This is a genomic window from Thermorhabdus hydrogeniformans (assembly GCF_049310025.1).
GTDB lineage: Bacteria > Bacillota > Thermosediminibacteria > Thermosediminibacterales > Tepidanaerobacteraceae > JBJYKD01.
In genome coordinates this window covers 19,080-39,838 of record NZ_JBJYKD010000018.1, presented here as the reverse complement: position 1 = coordinate 39,838, position 20,759 = coordinate 19,080, and the positions used below count along the sequence as shown (strand labels likewise).

The window sequence follows — 20,759 nt, the reverse complement described above, 5'->3', positions numbered from 1 at the left end:
CTGGGGATGGTGACTTTTACAGGTTCCATTATCGCGCTTATTGTCGGCTATGCCGTCTACGGAAAATTTGTGGAAAAGGTTTTCGGCGCCGACGAAAAGCGGAAGACGCCGTGCTATACCGTAGCTGACGGGGTTGACTATGTCCCGATGGGCAAGTACCGCAACAGCCTTATCCAGCTTTTAAATATAGCCGGGCTGGGGCCCATCTACGGAGCTATTTCCGGGGCCTTGTGGGGTCCGGCGGCGTTTCTGTGGATTGTCTTCGGAGGAATTTTTGCCGGTGCCGTACACGATTATTTGACCGGCATGATTTCCATCAGAAACAATGGCGCTAACGTACCCGAACTGGCGGCCAAATATCTGGGAGAAAAAACCAGAGTCTTTGTCAACGCCTTTGCGGTGCTGCTCCTGGTCCTGGTGGGAGTTGTATTCGTTACGGGGCCGGCGGGTTTGCTTGCCATTCTCACGCCGGAGGTGCTGACAAAAAACGTCTGGGTGTGGATTATATTTGCCTACTACTTCCTGGCCACCCTGCTCCCCATCGATAAGCTCATCGGAAGAATTTATCCGTTTTTTGGAGCCATATTATTGATAATGGCGGCGGGGATCGGCGGTTCTCTTATAATCCAGGGATACAAAATCCCCGAACTGACGCTGGCAAACCTGCACCCCAGGGGAGCGCCCCTGTGGCCGCTGCTTTTTATTACCATAGCCTGCGGAGCCATTAGCGGATTCCATGCCACACAGTCACCCATCGTAGCCCGCTGCGTCAGGAATGAGAAGGAAGGAAGATTCATCTTCTACGGGATGATGATAGCCGAATCCGTTATAGCCCTCATATGGGCCGCCGCCGCCATAAGCTTCTACGGAGGTACGGCCGGCCTCGGCAAAGCCCTTTCCACGCCGGCGGGCCCGTCGGCTGTGGTTAAAGACGCCTCCTTTGCCATGATGGGTACTTTCGGCGGAGTCCTGGCCATACTGGGTGTTGTGGTCCTTCCCATAACTTCGGGTGATACGGCCTTCAGGGCGGCAAGATATACCATTGCCGAGATGTTGAAGCTGAACCAGCAGCCGATGCTGAACAGGTACAAGATAGCCATACCCCTGTTTGCGGTGGGCGCCATACTTTCTCAAATGAACTTCAACATCCTGTGGAGATACTTCGCTTGGTCGAATCAGACTCTTGCCATGCTGATGCTGTGGACCGGCGCCGTATACCTCGTCAGGGAGAAGCGGTTGCACTGGGTGGCTACGATCCCCGCCGCCTTCATGACGGCGGTAAGCGTAACTTATATCTTGCAGGCCCCGGAAGGCTTCGGACTGCCGACTGCCATATCATATCCGGTGGGGGTCATGGCGGCCGTTGCGGCCTTGGTATACTTCTATCTTAAAACCAGAAAGTCTGCGCCGGGTCTTGGCCTTGCGGAAGAAAAAATTTAAAAAAACCTTTGCATAACACCACCTGATTGTGGTAAAATAGTCAAGGAAAACTTAAAGAGGAGGTTTTATCCTTGAAGGTATACGTGGATCAGGACCTTTGCATCAGCTGCGGATTATGCATCGATACCTGCCCGGCGGTTTTTGACTGGAACGAAGATGGAAAAGCCCACGCCACCGTGGACGAAGTGCCCGCCGACGCGGAGGGAGAAGCAAGAGAAGCCCTTGAAAATTGCCCGTCAGAAGCCATAAAAGAGGAATAATCATATATCCCAAAAAGCGGTAAAAGGGGATTCTGTCTCAAGTAAGATGGAATCCCGTTTTTTTTTGTCAGTTTTGCATCGGAAGCAGGAATTTGCCGGAGAAGTGTAGAATATATTTATATAGTGAAACACAATATCGCATTATGAAACAAGGAGGTCTTACGGGTGGAAAAGTTAAAAGTAATGCAGCGCATTATCGACTGCGGCATAGTTGCGGTGGTGAGGGCGGAATCTCCTGAAAAGGCCCTGAAGATCGCCGAAGCCGTAAAGGCGGGCGGGATTGAATCCATCGAAATAACCATGACGGTACCCGGGGCAATAGACGTGATAAAGGAACTTAAAAAGGCGTATCCCGGAGGAGAAATCCTTATAGGAGCGGGCACGGTGCTTGATCCGGAGACTGCCAGGGCCGCGATGCTGGCCGGCGCCGAATTCTTTGTGAGCCCCTATTTCAACCCCGAGATGGTGAGACTGTGCAACCGCTACCAGAAGGTCACCATGCCCGGAGCCATGTCAATTAAGGAAATAGTTGAAGTCATGGAATCGGGTGCGGATTTTGTCAAATTCTTCCCCGGCAGCGCTTTCGGCCCTTCCATGATAAAGGCCATCATGGGGCCGTTGCCGTACGCCCCCATCATCCCCACCGGCGGCGTGAGTCTGGATAATGTGGGAGAGTGGATAAAAGCCGGCTGCGCGGCGGTTGGAGTCGGCGGCGAACTGACGAAAGGAGCGAAGAAGGGCGACTACAAGGAGGTGGAGGAGACCGCCAGAAAGTTTGTAGAAGCCGTTAAAGAAGCAAGAAAGTAAATACGTGTAAATAAAAATTAAAACTAAGTGAGGAAGGTGTCAAATATGCCAAACAAGGTGGTCACTTTCGGCGAGATAATGCTCCGTTTAACCCCACCCGGTTATTTGAGATTCACTCAGGCTGAATCTTTTGATGTGACATACGGGGGTGGAGAGGCCAATGTTGCGGTATCGCTGGCCAACTACGGCGAGGAAGCTTATTTTGTGACAAAGGTCCCCGACAACCCCATAGGTCAGGCCGCCGTTAATCACCTGCGCCGCTTTGGCGTGCACACCGATTATATAGTGCGGGGCGGGGAGCGGCTGGGCATTTATTTCAATGAGATTGGAGCTTCCCAGAGGCCTTCGCTGGTGGTGTATGACAGGAGTCATTCGGCCATATCCGAGGCAAAACCCGAGGAGTTCGACTGGGAAAAGATACTTCAGGGCGCCGTCTGGTTCCATTTTACAGGCATAACCCCGGCCCTGAGCGACAATACGGCCCAGGCGTGCCTTGATGCGGTCAAAACCGCCAAAAAAATGGGCGTCACCGTAAGTTGCGACCTCAACTACAGGAAAAAGCTCTGGTCCACGGAAAAGGCCGGTAAGGTCATGACGGGATTGATGGAGTACGTGGATGTTGCCATAGGCAACGAAGAGGACGCGGAAAAGGTGTTCGGCATCAAGGCGGGTACATCGGATGTTACCAGGGGGGAATTGAGTGAAGAAGGCTACAGGGATGTGGCCAGACAGCTGCTGGAGAAATTCTCGTTAAAAGGGGTGGCCATTACCCTCCGTGAAAGCTTTTCCGCATTTGACAACGGCTGGTCGGCCCTTTACTATGACGGCAGGGAATTTTATAGATCCAGGAGATATCAGATTCACATTGTGGACCGCGTGGGAGGGGGAGACGCCTTCGGCGGAGGGTTAATCTATGCCCTCTTAAACGGATATGCGCCCCAGGACGCCGTGGAGTTTGCGGTGGCGGCCTCGTGCCTGAAGCACAGCATAGTAGGCGACTTTAACCACGTGACGCTGAAAGAAGTCCAGACCCTTATGAAAGGCGATGCATCGGGCAGGGTACAGAGGTAAAAAGTTGAAGATAAATAAACCGAACCCACGTGAAATATATCATTCCAAGGGCCTCAAATGGAACATTGAGGCCCTTTTTGTGTCTTTCAATTAAATCGCATTCCTATTTCCTGGGAAAAGGATATCCACCGAAAAAGTCGAATATAATAAATACGAGCGGTACGGGAGCACGCTTCACGAAAAATAAAATACCGGCGCCGGAACGCTTTTACTTTTTTTCATTACACATTATAATTATATAGGGCGTTTTGGTTATGCCGAAAATAGTGAGGGTAGCCACAGCCGCAATACCACTTCATATATCGCTTGCATTCTGCTCTTAAACCCGAAGCAAACGAAATAGGGTAACTGCATCGGGTTCTATAGCAAGGCTTATGAGGCGGAATGCCGGATAAATAAAACATTGAATGGGAGAGTGTACATGTTTTTAAAGATAGACGGTCTGGACATTTTTTACAAAAAGGCGGGCAGCGGCCCCAAAGTGCTGCTTTTACACGGCTGGGGCGGGTGTGCGGACAGCTTTCTGCCCGTCTTCAATTATCTTTCTTCCGCTTTTGAAGTTTATGCGATGGATTTCCCGGGCTTCGGGAAATCGACCGCTCCCGAGGGGGCGTGGGGGGTGGATGATTACGCGGATTTAACCCTGAAATTTTTAAAAACCCTGGGCATAGAAAAAACTCACATCATAGCCCATTCTTTCGGCGGCAGGGTGACCATTCTTCTCTCGGCCCTTCACCCCGAGGTGGTGGATAAAATAGTCCTTGTAGACAGCGCGGGGTTGATACCAAAAAGGACCTTTAAATACTACATAAAAGTTTATAAATTCAAATTATTGAAGGCGATCTATATGCTCTTTGGCGGCGGCAGCCGGGAAGAAAAACTGGAAAGATTTTATGATAAGTACGGCTCCAGAGATTACAGGGAGGCGGGTAATCTGAGGGGCACCTTTGTAAAAGTCGTAAATCAGGATCTGAGGAAATATCTTCCGCTGATAAAATCCCCCACCCTCCTGGTCTGGGGGGAAAACGATAAAGAAACTCCGCTGTATTTTGCCCGGATAATGGAGAAAGAGATTCCCGATGCGGGGCTGGTGGTTTTCAAAGGGGCGGGACACTTCTCGTATCTTGAACGAATCAATGATTTTAATATAATCGTGTCTAAATTTTTTGAGGGGAACGGATAAAATGAGGGTCTTTATATACGCTTTGCCGGCGGCCGTATTTTTTGCCGCCATATTTCTCGAAACCAAATGGCAGCTTCACATGGTCCAGCTGGAAGGCTACAAACCCAAGCAATACCTTGGGTGGATTCGTCACAATATTAAAAGCCTTTTTATTGATAGGATATGGGTCCCGGTCCTGTCACTTATACTCTTCCCGGCGGCGACATGGGGACGCGCACCGGCAGGCAGCCTTATATCCTTTGCAATTTGGAGCCTGGCGATCTTATATGGGGAATTCAGACGGTTAAAACCGAATAAAAAGGCAAAAAAGCCGCTGGTATTTACTCACAGGGCCACCAGACTCTTTGTCTTCGCCGTCGCGTGGCAGATGAGTCTGGGGTATCTCGGTTTTGTCTATCGAAGCGGAGCGGCGGGCTTCCTGCTGACGCTTTCTGCAATAATTTTCCTGGTGCCCGTCGACATGCTTTTATCGACGGCGGTCCTCTATCCCGTCGAAATGCTTATTCAACTGGGGTATTTCAGGTCGGCGCAAAACAAAATAAAGGGCATGAAAAACCTCAAAGTTATAGGCATAACCGGCAGTTACGGCAAGACCAGCACAAAGCATTTCATTGCAACCATCCTCTCGGAGAAGTACAACACCCTGATGACGCCGGAAAGTTACAACACTCCCATGGGGGTAACGAGGGTAATCAGGGAGCAGCTCAACGAAACGCACCAGATATTCGTGTGCGAAATGGGGGCGAGGAACAGGGGGGACATAAAAACCCTCTGCAGGCTGGCGAAACCTTCAATCGGTGTGCTGACGGCCATAGGCCCCCAGCACCTGGAGACCTTTAAAACCCTAGACAATGTGGCAGGCACCAAGTTTGAACTCATCGAATCCCTCCCGCCCGGCGGCCTGGCGATAATGAACGGGGACAATGAGCACTGCCGGAAGCTGGCGGGGAGGTCGAAAGTCGAGACGCTGCTTTACGGCTTTGAAACCCCTGACAAAGATTTTTATATCCGGGCTGAGGACGTAAAAAACTCCAGAGAGGGATTGAGCTTTAAAGTAAGGGTAAAGGGCGGACCGGAATTTGACTGCAGCGCCAGACTTTTGGGCAGGCACAATGTGAGCAATCTCCTTGCCGCCATTGCCGTGGCCCTGAGGCTCGGGCTGAGCGTGGAACAAATTCGGGAAGGATTGAGGAAAATCAAGCCCGTCCCCCACAGACTTCAAATACTGGACACCGGCAACGGCGTTACCGTAATAGACGACGCCTTTAACTCAAATCCGGTGGGAGCGCGGGAGGCCCTGGAGTGCGTTAAGGAGATGGAGGGGGGGAAACGCATCGTGGTTACGCCCGGTATGGTGGAGCTGGGGGAAGTGGAATATGAGGAAAATAAGAAACTGGGGAGAATTATGGCCGCCTGCTGTGACTATGCCATCCTGGTTGGCAGGAAGAGGTCGAAGCCCATACTGGAGGGGCTTGAGGAAGGGAATTTCCCGCGAGACAGGATAAGAGTGGTCGCCGGCCTGGAGGAGGCCACGGCCGTCTTGAGTCAAATCGTAAGGCCGGGAGATGTGGTGCTTTTTGAAAACGATCTTCCGGACAACTATGATGAATAAGCTTTTGGCGCAGGGTTTAATATATATGGAATATATATGAAAATATAATATATATATGATATATATGAAAAAAAGGAGGGATCGATTGTGTTAAACGTGGCCGTGATGTTTGGCGGCAGGTCCGTGGAACACGAAGTTTCTGTAATTACCGGCCTTCAGGTGATAGAGAATATTGACAAAACGAAATACAGCGTCTTTCCCGTTTATATCAGTAAAGATGGCCGCTGGTATACCGGTGACCAACTCCTAGATGTCAAGAATTACAGCGATGTCGACCGGCTGCTTTCAAGGAGCAGGCAGGTTGTCATGACTCCTATCCCTGGCCTGAAAAAACTGTATTTTTACCCTTTTAAGACCGGGGTTTTCAAAAGAGAGCCGGAATCCGTAAACATCGACGTGGCCTTCCTGGCATTTCACGGCGCCCACGGCGAAGACGGGACCATGCAGGGCCTCCTGGAACTGGCGGACATACCTTATGTGGGCAGCGGTGTCGCAGGTTCCGCCGTCGGCATGGATAAGATCTTGATGAAAGACATTTTTAAAGCCAACGGCATCCCGGTTGTCAATTATACGTGGTTCTTGAGAAAAAACTATGAAAAAAATCCCGATGCAGTTATAGAGGATATAGAATCAAAACTGAGATATCCCCTGTTTGTCAAGCCGGCCAACCTGGGCTCCAGCATAGGCATCGGCAGGGCCGGGACCAGAGAGGAACTCTCATGCGCCATAGAAATCGCCTCGAAGTACGACAGAAAAGTCATAGTGGAAGAGGCGGTAAACAACCCTGTGGAAATCAATTGTTCGGTGATAGGCATTGATGACGAGGTGGAGGCTTCATTGTGTGAAATGCCGATTTCCTGGCAGGAGTTCCTGAGTTACGATGACAAATACATGAGGAGCGAAGGTGTAAAAGGCATGAAAGGCGCCGCCAGGAAAATCCCGGCGCCCATACCGGAAGATAAAGCGCAGGAAATAAAAAACCTGGCGCTCAAGGCGTTTAGGGTCCTGGACTGTGCCGGTATATCCAGAATAGATTTTTTAATGGAAAAGGAGAGCATGAAGGTTTATGTCAACGAGATAAACACGCTTCCGGGTTCCTTTGCTTTTTACCTCTGGGAACCCCTTGGAATTCCCTTCAGGGATTTGATTGACAGACTGATTCAGCTGGCAATAAAAAGACACGAAGACGACCGGAAAAACATTTACACCTTTGATACCAAACTGCTGCTCAAGGCCAGTTCGGGCGGCTTGAAAGGCGCAGAAATCAAGAAATAGTTTTTAAGGGTGATGATAATGGAATTGGGGTCTAAAATAAGGCAACTGCGGCAGAGCCAGAATATAAGCATAGAGCAGTTGTCCGAGAGGACCGGCCTGAGCACCGGCCTGATAAGCCAGATTGAGAGAAACATCACGGGCCCGTCGGTGGCATCTCTCTGGAAGATAGCAAGGGCTCTCAATGTTTCCATGCATTACTTTTTTGACGAATACGAAAAGGGCAATCCGATTGTCAGGAAAAACGAACGCAAACAGATAAAGCTCCCGAATTCCAATATCACATACGAGCTTCTGTGCCCCGACCTCAGGAGGAAAATAGAATTTTTACAGGTGGAAATAAAGCCCGGAGAATGTAATACCGAGGAGTTAATTGCCCATGAGGGGGAAGAGTGCGGGCTGGTTTTAAAAGGCAGGCTCAAAGTGAAGTGGGGCAGCAGGGAATTCATCCTGGAAGAGGGGGACAGCATTTACCTGGACAGCACTGTCCCGCACCGCTACGTGAATATCGGTGATGAGACGAGCATATCGGTTTGGGCAATGGTGCCCCCCAGTTTTTAGGCAGATTATCCATGAGCTGTGATTTTAAAATTTATGACCCGTTTACGAGCTGTTTTAATTTAAGGATGGCATAAGATAAGGATAACATAAGATAGGCATAAGAGAGAACCTTTCAACGGGTTCTCTTTTTTATGGCTCGTTTCAATATATTGAAATTCACGGCGCTATCAACGGCACGGAAGGAAATGCAGTAATTCGGCGTATTGAAGTGTATTTAAGATCATGTGCCGACGCCGGGGGAAAATTTTATCGCTCAGGCAGGAAATTTCAAAATAATGAAGAATATATATATTATTATAATATATAAGATGGTCGCATTTTTGGGAATTTGACCATATTGTGGCGGAGGGGGGGATAAATAAAACTTCACAAAAATGACGCAAAAATGGTATTTTTAGGAATTATCCAGTTAATTTAAGGAGGGCGGAAAAATGAGTCTTATCAAGCCGGATGATACGTGGGTCTTGATTGCGTTTTTAACCGGATGGGCGGCCGTCAGCATATACCTGGAACAAAGGTACAGGTGGGCTGCAAAGGTTACAGGCGCCATTATCGCCCTGCTCGGGGCGCTTATTCTGGCAAACCTGAAGATAATCCCCATGGAGAGCCCGGTCTATGACGGTGTGTACACCTATGTGGTGCCTGTGGCCGTGCCGCTGTTGCTGTTCAAGGCCGATATCAAAAGGATCTGGCGGGAAAGCGGAAGGACCTTCTGGGCGTTCAATATTTCGGCAATAGGGACAGTACTGGGCGCCTTTATAGCCACCATGTTGCTGGTTGCGGTTATTCCGGAGATATACAAAGTTGCCGGAATGATGACCGGAAGCTATATAGGCGGGGGCGTCAACTTTGTGGCCATGTCCGAGGCCTTCAAGACATCCCAGAATATAATAAATGCCGCCATAGTGGCCGATAACCTGAACATGGCTTTATATTTCTTCGTCTTGATGATGATTCCCACCATGGCATTTTTCAGAAGACATTTTACGCATCCTTATGAAGATACAAAGAAGGAAGACGAAAGCGGCAAGACCGCCGCAGCGGCTTACTGGGGAAGAAAAGAGATTTCCCTTCTTGATATAGCAAAGGCCATGGGGTCGGCAATTGTTATTACGGCTCTGTCCATAAAAATTGCCGACTTTGTAAACAGCTCCGCGGCCCCGGAGATTGTAAAATCCATTTTCGGCCAGAAGTATCTTGTGATAACAACTTTGACATTGATACTGGCATCGGCTTTCTCCGATTTCTTTTCCAATATACGAGGGGCGGAAGAACTGGGCACCTTCTTAATATACCTGTTCTTCGTGGTAATAGGCGTGCCGGCTTCGATTGAAATGATCATAAAGAACAGCCCCGCACTGCTTTTGTTCTGCGCCATCATGGTGGTGGTGAACATGTTGTGGACACTGTTTATAGGCAAATTATTCAAATTTAATCTTGAGGAACTCCTGGTGGCATCCAACGCCAATATCGGAGGCCCCACCACCGCCGCGGCCATGGCCATAGCAAAAGGCTGGAGCGAACTGGTCCTGCCGGCGCTTCTGGTGGGTGTCTACGGATATGTCGTGGGCAATTATTTTGGAATTTTTGTCGGCAATACGTTGAAAAGTATGCTGGGCTTATAAGAGGGGGGCGAACGGCCCTCCTCCATATAAGCTGGAGACTTGCAATCATGTCTTTTGACCGACGGGGAGGCAACCATGATAAATTTTGACGGGCATTCTGACATCCTGACACATGTAACCATAAAAAGGCTTGAAGGCGAAAATAATGTGTTTAAAAGATATCATCTCGAAAGACTGCAAAAGGGAAACGTAAAAGGCGCGATTCTGGTGGTGTGGGTGGACCCGCCGTACACCGATGACCCGACATGGAGGATGATGCAGGTACTGGGGGCATTGAGCGAAGAAATCGAGGATATGAAAGATTGTGCGGGGATCGTATACAGATATGACGATATGGTAAAGATCCGGGAATCCGGCAAGATTGCCGTGGTGCTGGGTATGGAAGGAATGAGCGGCCTCAGGGGCAATGTCAGCCTGATAAATGTGCTCTACCGGCTGGGCATCAGGCACGGGATGCTGACGTGGAATGAGGAAAATGAGTTTGCCACCGGAGTCGGAAGCCCGAACACAGATCGGGGACTTACTCCGCTGGGGATTGAAGCCGTCAGGAGAATGGAAGAACTGGGTATGATAGTTGACGTGTCTCACGCCAATGAAAAGACCTTCTGGGATATCTATGAAAATACCGAAAAGCCGTTTATAGCGTCACATTCCAACGTATACAATTTGTGCAGGGTACCGCGGAACTTGAAGGACGATCAGATAAAGGCAATAGCCGAGCGGGGCGGAGTCATAGGAATAAACGCCTGGCCGGCCTTCATCGACGAGGTTAACCCTTCCATAGAAAACCTCGTAAGGCATGTCGACTATATAGCCGACCTGGTGGGTATTGATTACGTGGGTTTCGGATTTGATTTTTGCGAGTTTTTAACAGAGGAAACCACCGCGACCTTTCAGGGAGGGAAAACCTCTGCAACCAGGGGTCTTGAAGACGCGTCAAAAATTCCGAATTTTGTAGAACTGCTGGCAAAAAGCGGCTACAGTGAGAGGGACATAGAAAAAATTGCATACGGGAATATGGAAAGGGTTATAAAAGAGATTTTGTGACAGGAGCCTCCGGGCTCTTTTTTCATGCTCAAACAAAAATGCAGGGTGCGGCCTGTCATGAAATACCGGGTTCTCTCTAAATCAAATTTTCAAACCATAAATAAGGATTCCGGATGTTTTGTATGAGAGAGAGGCATTTTACAAAAATCAAATATGATAATATAATATATTATAATATATGTATGAAACGGTATCTCATAAAGCGATACAAAGGAGGAAATCATGCGGCAGGAAAACACCGTACAGTCTATTGAAAGGGCAATGAGGATACTGGAGGAACTGGCCGGGGAAAAGGACGGCATAGGCGTCACGGAGCTTTCCCGCCGGCTGGACCTTCACAAGAGCACCGTCCACCGCCTGCTTTCCACACTCCTCGGCCTGGGATATGTAGAACAAAATCCCCACAGCGAAAGGTACCGGCTGGGAATGAAATTACTTTACCTGGGAGGTTCCATACTCGAGAGAATGGACCTCAGGCGCGAAGCCCACGAGCTGTTGAAACAGCTTTGTGACGAAGTGAATGAAGCGGTTCACCTGGTCATACCCGACGGGGATAAAGCCCTTTACATCGACAAAATTGACGGCAACAGGACCATCCGAATGTACTCCCAGATCGGCCGCCGCGCCCCGCTGCATGCTTCGGCGGTGGGGAAGGCGATTCTGGCTTTTTCGCCGGAGGAATTTGCAGAAAAAATTATTAAAAAGGGCCTCGAAAGATACACATCGAAAACCATCGTAGACCCGGGCGAATTGAGGGAACATTTAAGACAAATAAAGATCCGGGGTTATGCGGTGGACGATGAAGAAAACGAAGAGGGCATAAGGTGTGTCGGATCTCCCATATTTGACTACACGGGTAAGGTCATAGGGGCCGTAAGCGTATCGGGGGCCACGGTCACCATTCCGCCGGGAAGGGTTGAGGAACTGGCGTCGAAAGTGATGGACTGCGCCCGGAATATATCGCGGAAAATGGGATGGCGGGCCGGCGATTTGCCGCAATATAAAAATTAAAGATAAAGCTTTTGTCAAATATGCCCCGGTCCAAAAGGACAAAAAGTGCGCAATAATGGAAGTCTAAAGGCGGAATTCGATAAAATTTATCCATTTTTTTGGACAAATGTGAAACATAAAAGACCTGCGGCGATGAAAAGCGCTGGGCATGATAATTTTTTATAAAGACCTGCCATTTTTCACAAAAAATTAACTTTTTGATAATTTATACTTAACAAATTCTTTATATACTACAATTGAATAGCATTATCAAGGTGGAAGGGGAGGAAGCGCGAATGCTGAAGGATAGGGTACTCTCACTGGAAAAGGAAAGAGAACAGCTTTTAAACCAGTGGACCAAAAACGAAGGCAACAGGGTTAAACTCCTGGTGCGTATAATGGAATTGGAAGAACAGATAGAATCGCTCAAGAAGGGCGCGTAGACAATTTCACCTAATAATTTGCGGCAGGCGGGGACATTTTCCCTGCCTGTTTATATTTTACAGTTTTTTTGATTTAAAAGAACTTGCCCGCCGGATATGGCTGTGTTATCATAAAATTACGGAAAAAGCAAAAAGAGGGATAAAAATTGAAGCTGAAAGTTACTATCGAAGAAAAAAAAGAGGAACTGAAAAACTATTTTAGAGCAAACGATAAAATTGTTTTGGTTACCGTGTTCGGCTCTTATCTGGATGGCACTTTTAATGAAACAAGCGATATCGACATTGCAATACTCTTTGAAAACAATCTAAATTTGTTTGATGAAGCAAAAATTATGGATGATTTATCCCGTATTTTACATTTTGAGAATATTGATCTGTTAAATCTAAACAAAGCCAATTTTTTACTGAGGTTTAATGCGGTCATAAAGGGAAAAATTATCTATGAAAAAGACAGTGATTTAACCGATGAATTTTTAGAGAGGATTCTTTGCTCCTATCGCCTTCACTATTACCGCTACAACAGCATGCAGAAAGAATTTATACAAAATCTTTTAGAGGGATGATTATGATTGATAAAAACAGAATCAATTCCAAAATCATATTCATAAATGAGAAACTGGAAGATCTGACATCTATAGCAAATTTAAGCGAAGAAGATTTTAAAAAAGATAAAAGAAATATGGGCAGTGCATGCTATTGGCTACAGACGGCAATCGAATCAATGATCGATATAGCCCAGCATATAGCTGTAAAGGAAAATCTAATAAAATCCCAAGACTTCTCCTCAGCTGACTTCTTTGAAAGTCTTTGTAAAAAAGGGATAATAGCGGAAAAGAATTTAAAAAAGTATCGGCAAATGATCAAATTTAGAAACAGGATAGTTCATCTGTATCAGCAAGTAAGTGAAGATGAAGTGATAAAAATATTAAAACAGGATCTGGATGATTTTAAGATATTTTTAAGAGAAATAGCCGCATATCTTATAAAATTAGAAAAAGGGCCGTCCCCCGGGTGACAGGGGGTGTTTTTTTATTGGTGGAGACTGGTTCGGGTGCCGGGCCGTCATTGCTGTCAAAAAATGACGTTTTACACAAATAAAAGCTAGACTGTAAAATTTTGTTAGGTAAGAAGCGGAAAAATGTGTGCCGTATGTAGAAAAAAGACCTCGCCGTCCTCCGAACAGGATGAGTTAAAAACCTCAGCAGGAAGGAGAGGTCATATGATTTTATTACTTTACAAGTTTAATATATTAAAGTATAATAAGAAAAGAATTTTGCGGAGAGGGGAATGAATTTTGAATTTGAAGAGATTATTTTCGCTGATTCTGGCAATTGTCCTGATTGCGGCCGTTGTAGCGGGTTGCGGCAGAAATACCGCCGGAACGTCCGGGCAGAATACGCCAAACCAGGCGTCTCAAAGCTCATCCGCCGGTTCGGGAAATGCCGGTGGGGGTAGCAAAGACGACTCGCTGGAGAGAATAAAAAAGGCCGGGAAAATCACCATCGGCATAGACGACGCTTTCCCGCCGCTGGAATTCAGGGATGACAAAAACCAGCTGGTGGGCTACGATATAGATCTGTCAAGAGAGGCCGGCAAAAGGCTGGGCGTCGAGGTGGAATGGATCCCCACCGACTGGAACGGCGTCATACTGGCCTTGAATTCGGGCAAATTCGACATCATATGGTCCGGCCTCAGCATGACCGCGGAAAGGGCTAAGGAGATAGATTTCAGCCCCGCGTATCTGAACGAGGCCCAGGTGGTGGTTGTTAGGGCGGGGGACGATTCCATCAAGGGCGTGGAGGATTTGAAGGGCAAGGTGGTCGGCACCCAGCTGGGCAGCACCAGCGAGGAAGCCGCCAAAAAAATAGAGGGCATCAAAGAGCTTAAAAAATACCCAAAGTTTACCGAAGCCTTCCTGGACCTGGCCAACAACAGGACCGACGCCATTGTGGTGGACGAGCTGGTGGGCCGCTATTATATGACAAAGAGACCCAATCAATTCAAGGTGGCATTTCCCCTGGTAAAAGAGCCCATCGGCATCGGTTATCGTAAACAGGACAAGGCCCTGCAGGAAGCATTGAATAAAGTGCTGAAAGAAATGAAAGAAGACGGGACCATGGCGGAGATTTCCAGAAAGTGGTTCGGCGAGGATATCTCGGTTTTTGAGGAGGTAAAGTTCGAATAGAATTTGCGTCCGGTTTACTGCAAGGGCGAAAAAGACATTTGCCTGCCCTTTGAAGCCATTCAAAGGGCAAATCTTGTTTTAATCACGGGGTGAAACGATGGACTTTATATATATGTGGGGGATAGTCCCGATTTTGGCCCAGGGCGCTCTTATGACACTGGAACTGACCGTGCTGTCCATAATTTTCGGGACTGTTCTCGGACTCATCCTGGCTCTCATGAAAATATCTTCAAATCAAGCCGCAACCAAAGCGGCCGGGTTTTACATTTATGTAATGCGGGGGACCCCGCTCTTACTCCAGCTGTTTGCCATTTATTACGGCGGGCCGTCGGTGGGGATTAACCTGCCGCCTTTTGTGGCGGCCGTAGCGGCCATGAGCCTGAATTCCGCCGCCTATGTGGCTGAAATAATCCGCGCCGGCATCCAGTCTATAGACAGAGGTCAGATGGAGGCCGCGAAGGCTCTGGGTATGACTTACGGCCAGGCCATGAGGCGGGTTATACTGCCTCAGGCTTACAGGCGGCTGATACCCCCCATGGGCAACGAGTTTATTGCCCTTTTGAAAGATTCGTCTCTGGTTTCCACCATCGCCATGACGGAGCTTATGAGGAACGCCCAGCAGATGTATGCCAATTCCTTTAAAGCCGTTGAGGTATTCACCCTGGCGGGCATATTCTATCTCCTCATGACATCGGTGTTTACGGTGGTATTCGGAAAGATCGAGAGGAGGTATTCGGTTTATGAATGATACCATGAGCGCAAATTATATCCTTTCTGTTGAGGGTCTTCACAAATCCTTCGGGGATCTCAAAGTGCTTCAGGATATAAATCTCGATGTTTCGGCCGGCGAAGTGGTGGTGATAATAGGTCCCAGCGGTTCTGGAAAAAGTACTCTTTTAAGGTGCATCAAAAATCTGGAAAAACCGGAAAAAGGGCGGATTTGTATAGAAGGCCGGCCTTTAGATCCAAAAAACAGGTCCTTTCGAGTCCTGCAGCAAGAAATAGGCATGGTCTTCCAGCAATTTAACCTTTTTCCCCATATGACGGCGCTGGAAAACGTCATGGAGGGGCTGGTGACGGTAAAGAAAACTCCCAAAGGCCAGGCCCGGGAAATTGCACTGAACCTCCTGGAGAAAGTGGGTCTTGCGGCTAAAAAAGACGAATATCCCTCCCGGCTTTCGGGGGGCCAGAAGCAGAGGGTTGCCATAGCCCGGGCCCTTGCCATGCAGCCCAGGGTCATGCTCTTCGACGAGCCCACCTCAGCCCTGGACCCGGAACTGGTGGGAGAGGTACTTTCGGTGATGAAGCAACTGGCAAAAGACGGCATGACCATGCTGGTGGTAACTCACGAAATGGGGTTTGCGAAGGAGGTAGCCGACAGGGTGGTATTTATGGACGGCGGAAGAATTCTGGAGGAAGACACACCGCTCAATATTTTCAAATCACCCCGTCATAGCCGCACCAGGCGCTTTTTAGAAAAAATTATAGCGTGAGAAAAAACTGCATAAAAAAAGAACCCTGTTTCAAAAACGATGCGGGTTCTTTTTTTATGCATTACTATTCGACACCCTCTTATTCAAGGGAGCGGGCAATCTTCAGAGCTTCCCTTTCGCTTAAGTCTGTATCCAGTTCGAAGCGAATTTTGTCGTCAAACCACAGGATGTGGACCCGGTCTTTTCCGGAATGCGGGTTGTGCTGGACGACCAGAGTGCCTTCTGTGCCTTTGATGTTCACCTTTTTTACCCGGGCTCCGGCGAAAAAACTGCTGGAGGCGAAGTCGCCCGGCATGTATTGCTGGCCTATAATGAGCCGGTTTTTGTCTGAGCGGTAGTACTGCTTTACGGCATATTTGTCCAGGACGGTGACGATATCCAGAGTCATCCCCCGGGGCAGGTAAGAAGGTTTTTTAAACGAGAAAGAAGCTTCCGATTGAGCCTGTTCAAGGGTCACCACCCTTTCCCCGGTAGCCAGCGGCCAGTCTGGTGGAGGAGGAGGCGCCCCGGGCGGCGGTGAAGTAGTACTGCTCATGGAGATGCTTATATCGGAAGGAGGCTCCGGTTTTATGAAAAATTCTACCACCGTCTTTAAGACCCTGCTGCTTATGGCGTCGGCGGTGGGCGGATTTAAAAAGTAAACGGCGGCGCCCAAGGACAATACGGCCACACTCGCCGCCACCAATTGAAAGGCGGACAATTTGTGTTTGGCGGCAAGTTTTTTTGAAAAACGCGAGACATCTTTTCCTCCGGCAATATTTGCCCAAATCTTATCCGGGGGAGGTGCGTCTATACGGTTTGCTTCCTCGTGCAAAGTTTGCTTTATCAGATCTTCCAGGTTCAACTCTTCCATTACAGGGATCCCTCCCTTTGAATTTGGGCTATAGTCTTTGAATGTAAAGGAAAATTTTCATCTTCGGTCAGCTTGCAATTCAATATCTTAAGGGCACGGTGCAGGCGGGATTTAACCGTGCCGAGGGGTAGATTTAGAGTTTCAGCTATCGCCTGGTTATCAAAATCGAGGAAGTATTTCAAGACCACCACCTGCCGGTGGACGGGGGTTAAAGAATCGATGGCCTCCAGGAGTTTGGCTCTCAACTCCCGGCGTTCCGCTTCGGTTTCCGGCATGGGCAATTTTACCTGCGGAAAATAGTCATCCGTGGACAGTTCGGATATATCCTGAGAAGTTACCATGTGTTTTCGCTGGCGCAGTATGTCCACCGCAGAGCGAGTGGCTATGGCCTTGACCCATGCTCCGAATTTTCGGGGTTCTTTTAAAGTGTCAAGCCGTTCGAAAGCCTTTAAAAAAGCCTCCTGAGTGGCGTCTTCCGCCAGCGATGGACTGCGGGTGATTAAATAAGAAACCCTGTAAACCTCTTCATAAAACATTTCGAACAGTATCTGAAAGGCTTTATTATCTTTGTTTTTGGATCTGTTCACTATTTTAAAAAGATCCATACTGCACCTCGAATTCCTGATTTAAAGGACGCTAAAATCTGTCTTTCGGGCCTGGGGGTGGGGTTCCGGCCCCCTCTCCCTATGAGGTGGTCTGCGCCGCGTAAAATGGCCTTAATTTCCGAAAATGGCAGTTCTTTAATTCCTCCTCTTGTATCCAGATGATAATCAACTCTGTTAACTCTTTTCTGCCCATAACAATCAAAACCCCGATCTATTCACCGGTAAATTTCTTCAGTAAAAATTATATCATTTTTTCAAAAATATAAAAGCATCACTGACATGGCGGCCGGGAAGTTTGATGGTGATTTGGGCCGGCCGGTAACGGTGGTTCCGAATGCGTAAGGATAAACAAGTCCATATCTTCTTTGGAGGGGTCATTAACAGTGGTAAAGGTTGGTGAGCCTTGAGCTCGACGCGAGTATTTTACGCGAGTATTTTGATTGAAACAAAAAAGGTAAAGCTGCGGCAGCTTTACCTTAAATCACTTAATATTTAACGCAATTTTTTGAAGGCTTTCCCAAGAGCGTCGGCGCCCAGTATGGCGCTATACACATCTTCTGGCGTCACCTTGAACGGCATATTATGAATGGTTTCATTTTCGGCGCAGGAAACTTCTGCAACCTTTCTTATATCCGCCTCTTTAACTTCCTTGATGCCCAGCTCCTCAAGTGTAACTGGAAGCCCTACATCCAGGCAGAAGCCGATCACTTCTTTCAGCTCTTCCAGAGGGCTGTTTTCAAGTACCAGTTGCGCTATGGTCCCGAAGGCCACCTTTTCACCGTGATACATATGATGGCATTCTTCGAGGACCGTAAATCCGTTATGAATGGCATGGGCAGCAGCGAGTCCTCCGCTTTCAAAACCTATGCCGCTTAAATAGGTGTTTGCCTCAACGATGTTTTCTACAGCACCGGTACATACCTTGTTTTCCACGGCCAGTTTTGCTTTGAGGCCGTCTTCCAGCAGTGTCCTGTAACAGAGTTCGGCGAGGGCCATCGCCGCCTTTGTGCTCTTTCCGCCTGCCATGCTGGATGCGTTTGACCTGACACATGCCCTGGCTTCAAAATATGTGGCGAGGGCGTCACCCATTCCGGAAACCAGCAATCTTGCCGGGGCTCTGGCGATGATTCCGGTGTCCACCAGGACAACGTCGGGATTTTTGGGCAGCATCAGGTATTTGCTGAATACTCCTTCGTCGGTATATATAACCGAAAGCGCACTGCAGGGTGCGTCGGTGGATGCTATAGTGGGAACTATCACAACCGGAAGCCCAAGATAATACGCGAGGGCTTTGGCTGTATCAAAAATCTTTCCGCCTCCCACTCCCATTATCACAGCGGAATTATTTTTTTCTGCGAGTGTTTTCAGCCTGTTTATTTCATTTTCCGAACATTCCCCTCCGAAGGGTTCAAATATCAGTTCTGCATTTTCACCTGCAAAACTTTCCTCCATGACAGGCCGTGTCCTTTTTATACCGTTCTCGCTGGCGATTATGAAAAATGAACGACCGAGGTTGATGACGTGATCTTTAATATTTTTTAAAACCCCATTTCCCTGAACGTACTTCCCCGGCCCTATGATGGCTTTCATCATTTCAGATCTCCTCCTCCCGTATTGATTGTTAATATTTTATCACACTCAAGGAGACAGTGCAAGATGATATTTCCACGGTGTTATCAAGTGTATCGGCTTAATGCTAGATTAAAATCCCAGGGTCCTGCCCGGCTGGCGCGCGGAAACCGTGGGCGAAAACCTGCATATACTATTCCGGATGATATTCGCGAGCCCGCCCGGATGTTCAGTCTACGACGACGCCCCCTCAGGCACTATATAAAAAACTTTTTGTTATCCATGTATTGCAGGGTTTAACAATTGCTTATTATACCCAAAGGCGCTTAATCTGGCTGAGTTCAACCGGCTGAAAAATCGCCATCCTGTCTTTCCGGGACAAAAAACTTCTCATTCAACAAAATTAGATTCGACAGGTAAAAAACGGCGATTTTGATGAAAAAACAGACTGTCCGTTCGGGACAGCCTGTTGTGCCATACAGCAGGGATTATGCGTCTATTTTGCCAGCTTGAAAATATTTATCACATCGTCTTTGCCCAGTTTGACGAAATTGCCGACGGTTTTTTTGCCCGAATCGGTGCATTTGTCTGCCATTTCCTCAAATCTGTCGTCGGGGATATTAATCTCGCTCAACGTTACCGGAAGGCCGATTTTCCTGAAAAACTCCGTCATCCTTTCAATTCCCGCCAGCGCAACGGACTCAGGCGATTCAAAGGGCATGTCGACGTCCCATACCCTTACGGCGAACTGGACGAATCTGTTTACATCATGCCTGTACACGTATTTCATCCATGCCGGGAACACTATGGCAAGCCCTGCCCCGTGGGCAATGTCGTATATTCCGCTCAATTCGTGTTCGATCTTGTGGGAAGCCCAGTCGCCAATCCTGCCGGTACTCAGCAGGTCGTTGTGAGCTATGGTGCCCGCCCACATGATTTCGGCCCTGGCGTCGTAATTGTCGGGGTGTTTTAACGCTATCTGCACATTATTGATGACGGTCTTTAATGTGGCTTCGCACAGCCTGTCGGTGAAATCCACATGTTTTACATCGGTAAAATACCTTTCCATTACGTGGGCCATGATATCCGCGGCGCCGCAGGCCGTCTGATAGGGTGGCAGCGTATATGTAAGTTCTGGATTTAATATGGAAAAAACCGGCCTTATATGCTCGCTGTGTATGCCTCTTTTAAACCATCCCTCTTCGTTGGTAATGACCGAACTGTCGCTGGCTTCGCTCCCGGTGGCGGGGATGGTCAAAATGACGCCTACCGGCAGCGCCTCTTCGACGTTAGCCTTTCCTGAATAAAAATCCCATACGTCGCCTTCATAGGGCACTCCGACGGCGATGGCCTTGGCGGTGTCTATCACGCTTCCGCCCCCCACGGCCAGGATGAATTTGATGGAGTTTTCCCGGCACAATTTTATGCCCTCTCTCACCAGGCTCAAACGGGGATTGGGCTGGATGCCCGACAGCTCCACAAACTCTACGCCGGATTGCCTGAGCGACTTTACCACCCTGTCGTAAAGCCCCGTTCTCTTTATGCTCCCTCCGCCGTAGCAAAAAAGGACCTTCTTTTCATACCGCGCGGTTTCTTCCCCTATGAGTTTCTCCGTCCCCTTTCCGAAAATAATTTTTGTGGGGTTTTTGAAAACAAAGTTTTCCACACCATCACTTCCTTTTGACTTAAGATATCGCTAATAATAGTATAAATTTTATGGCTGAATTGTTAAAGTAAGCACTT

General features: G+C 48.2%; 21 protein-coding genes. 17 read left to right on the top strand and 4 right to left on the bottom strand.

Annotation, left to right across the window (positions count from 1 at the left end; genetic code table 11):
* The first annotated feature begins 6 nt into the window (after positions 1–6).
* The 17 genes from ACKX14_RS10005 to ACKX14_RS09925 all read left to right on the top strand — a co-directional run bounded on the left by ACKX14_RS10005 (position 7) and on the right by ACKX14_RS09925 (position 15,989).
* Positions 7–1,440, top strand: coding sequence for a carbon starvation CstA family protein (locus tag ACKX14_RS10005; protein ID WP_422447172.1), 1,434 nt, complete (start codon positions 7–9; stop codon positions 1,438–1,440).
* A gap of 71 nt (positions 1,441–1,511) precedes the next feature.
* Positions 1,512–1,700, top strand: coding sequence for a ferredoxin (locus ACKX14_RS10000; RefSeq protein ID WP_422447170.1), 189 nt, complete (start codon positions 1,512–1,514; stop codon positions 1,698–1,700).
* 165 nt (positions 1,701–1,865) lie between these two features.
* Positions 1,866–2,507 (top strand): bifunctional 2-keto-4-hydroxyglutarate aldolase/2-keto-3-deoxy-6-phosphogluconate aldolase, encoded by a 642-nt coding sequence (locus ACKX14_RS09995; protein ID WP_422447168.1) that lies wholly within the window; start codon positions 1,866–1,868, stop codon positions 2,505–2,507.
* Between the two features lie 45 nt (positions 2,508–2,552).
* Complete coding sequence (locus ACKX14_RS09990) at positions 2,553–3,578, top strand: PfkB family carbohydrate kinase (protein WP_422447166.1); 1,026 nt, start codon at positions 2,553–2,555, stop codon at positions 3,576–3,578.
* Positions 3,579–3,999: 421 nt separating this feature from the next.
* Positions 4,000–4,761: an alpha/beta fold hydrolase gene (locus ACKX14_RS09985; protein WP_422447164.1), complete on the top strand. Its 762-nt coding sequence runs from the start codon at positions 4,000–4,002 to the stop codon at positions 4,759–4,761.
* A 1-nt stretch (position 4,762) separates the two neighbouring features.
* Positions 4,763–6,373 (top strand): UDP-N-acetylmuramoyl-tripeptide--D-alanyl-D-alanine ligase, encoded by a 1,611-nt coding sequence (locus ACKX14_RS09980; RefSeq protein ID WP_422447162.1) that lies wholly within the window; start codon positions 4,763–4,765, stop codon positions 6,371–6,373.
* Positions 6,374–6,460: 87 nt separating this feature from the next.
* A complete protein-coding gene (locus tag ACKX14_RS09975; RefSeq protein ID WP_422447160.1) occupies positions 6,461–7,648 on the top strand; it encodes a D-alanine--D-alanine ligase family protein in 1,188 nt (395 codons plus the stop codon).
* Between the two features lie 18 nt (positions 7,649–7,666).
* Positions 7,667–8,206 (top strand): helix-turn-helix domain-containing protein, encoded by a 540-nt coding sequence (locus ACKX14_RS09970; RefSeq protein WP_422447158.1) that lies wholly within the window; start codon positions 7,667–7,669, stop codon positions 8,204–8,206.
* Positions 8,207–8,637: 431 nt separating this feature from the next.
* Positions 8,638–9,831 (top strand): DUF819 family protein, encoded by a 1,194-nt coding sequence (locus ACKX14_RS09965; protein WP_422447156.1) that lies wholly within the window; start codon positions 8,638–8,640, stop codon positions 9,829–9,831.
* Positions 9,832–9,906: 75 nt separating this feature from the next.
* Positions 9,907–10,878 carry a dipeptidase gene (locus ACKX14_RS09960; RefSeq protein WP_422447154.1) on the top strand — a complete coding sequence of 324 codons (972 nt, stop codon included), beginning with the start codon at positions 9,907–9,909 and terminating at the stop codon, positions 10,876–10,878.
* Positions 10,879–11,100: 222 nt separating this feature from the next.
* Entirely contained in the window at positions 11,101–11,889 is a 789-nt protein-coding gene (locus ACKX14_RS09955; RefSeq protein ID WP_422447152.1) for an IclR family transcriptional regulator, read from the top strand.
* A 275-nt stretch (positions 11,890–12,164) separates the two neighbouring features.
* Positions 12,165–12,311, top strand: a complete 147-nt coding sequence (locus ACKX14_RS09950; protein WP_422447150.1) for a chromosome segregation protein SMC — start codon at positions 12,165–12,167, stop codon at positions 12,309–12,311.
* A 146-nt stretch (positions 12,312–12,457) separates the two neighbouring features.
* Positions 12,458–12,874: a type VII toxin-antitoxin system MntA family adenylyltransferase antitoxin gene (gene mntA / locus ACKX14_RS09945; RefSeq protein WP_422447148.1), complete on the top strand. Its 417-nt coding sequence runs from the start codon at positions 12,458–12,460 to the stop codon at positions 12,872–12,874.
* A gap of 2 nt (positions 12,875–12,876) precedes the next feature.
* On the top strand, positions 12,877–13,326 hold the full coding sequence (gene hepT, locus ACKX14_RS09940) for a type VII toxin-antitoxin system HepT family RNase toxin (protein ID WP_422447146.1): 450 nt from the start codon (positions 12,877–12,879) through the stop codon (positions 13,324–13,326).
* A gap of 279 nt (positions 13,327–13,605) precedes the next feature.
* Positions 13,606–14,496, top strand: coding sequence for an amino acid ABC transporter substrate-binding protein (locus tag ACKX14_RS09935; RefSeq protein WP_422447144.1), 891 nt, complete (start codon positions 13,606–13,608; stop codon positions 14,494–14,496).
* Positions 14,497–14,593: 97 nt separating this feature from the next.
* Positions 14,594–15,244: an amino acid ABC transporter permease gene (locus ACKX14_RS09930; protein ID WP_422447142.1), complete on the top strand. Its 651-nt coding sequence runs from the start codon at positions 14,594–14,596 to the stop codon at positions 15,242–15,244.
* Positions 15,237–15,989, top strand: coding sequence for an amino acid ABC transporter ATP-binding protein (locus ACKX14_RS09925; protein ID WP_422447140.1), 753 nt, complete (start codon positions 15,237–15,239; stop codon positions 15,987–15,989). The genes ACKX14_RS09930 and ACKX14_RS09925 overlap by 8 nt, the downstream gene beginning before the upstream one ends.
* A 79-nt stretch (positions 15,990–16,068) precedes the next feature.
* On the opposite strand, the gene ACKX14_RS09920 is transcribed toward ACKX14_RS09925, so the two are convergent.
* From ACKX14_RS09920 to ACKX14_RS09905, 4 genes are all read right to left on the bottom strand, one after another.
* A complete protein-coding gene (locus tag ACKX14_RS09920) occupies positions 16,069–16,842 on the bottom strand; it encodes a DUF4367 domain-containing protein (protein ID WP_422447138.1) in 774 nt (257 codons plus the stop codon).
* Positions 16,842–17,447, bottom strand: coding sequence for an RNA polymerase sigma factor (locus ACKX14_RS09915; RefSeq protein WP_422447136.1), 606 nt, complete (start codon positions 17,445–17,447; stop codon positions 16,842–16,844). The genes ACKX14_RS09920 and ACKX14_RS09915 overlap by 1 nt, the downstream gene beginning before the upstream one ends.
* 492 nt (positions 17,448–17,939) lie before the next feature.
* Entirely contained in the window at positions 17,940–19,040 is a 1,101-nt protein-coding gene (locus ACKX14_RS09910) for a glycerol dehydrogenase (RefSeq protein WP_422447134.1), read from the bottom strand.
* 472 nt (positions 19,041–19,512) lie between these two features.
* Positions 19,513–20,682: an iron-containing alcohol dehydrogenase gene (locus ACKX14_RS09905; RefSeq protein WP_422447132.1), complete on the bottom strand. Its 1,170-nt coding sequence runs from the start codon at positions 20,680–20,682 to the stop codon at positions 19,513–19,515.
* Between the last annotated feature and the right edge of the window lie 77 nt (positions 20,683–20,759).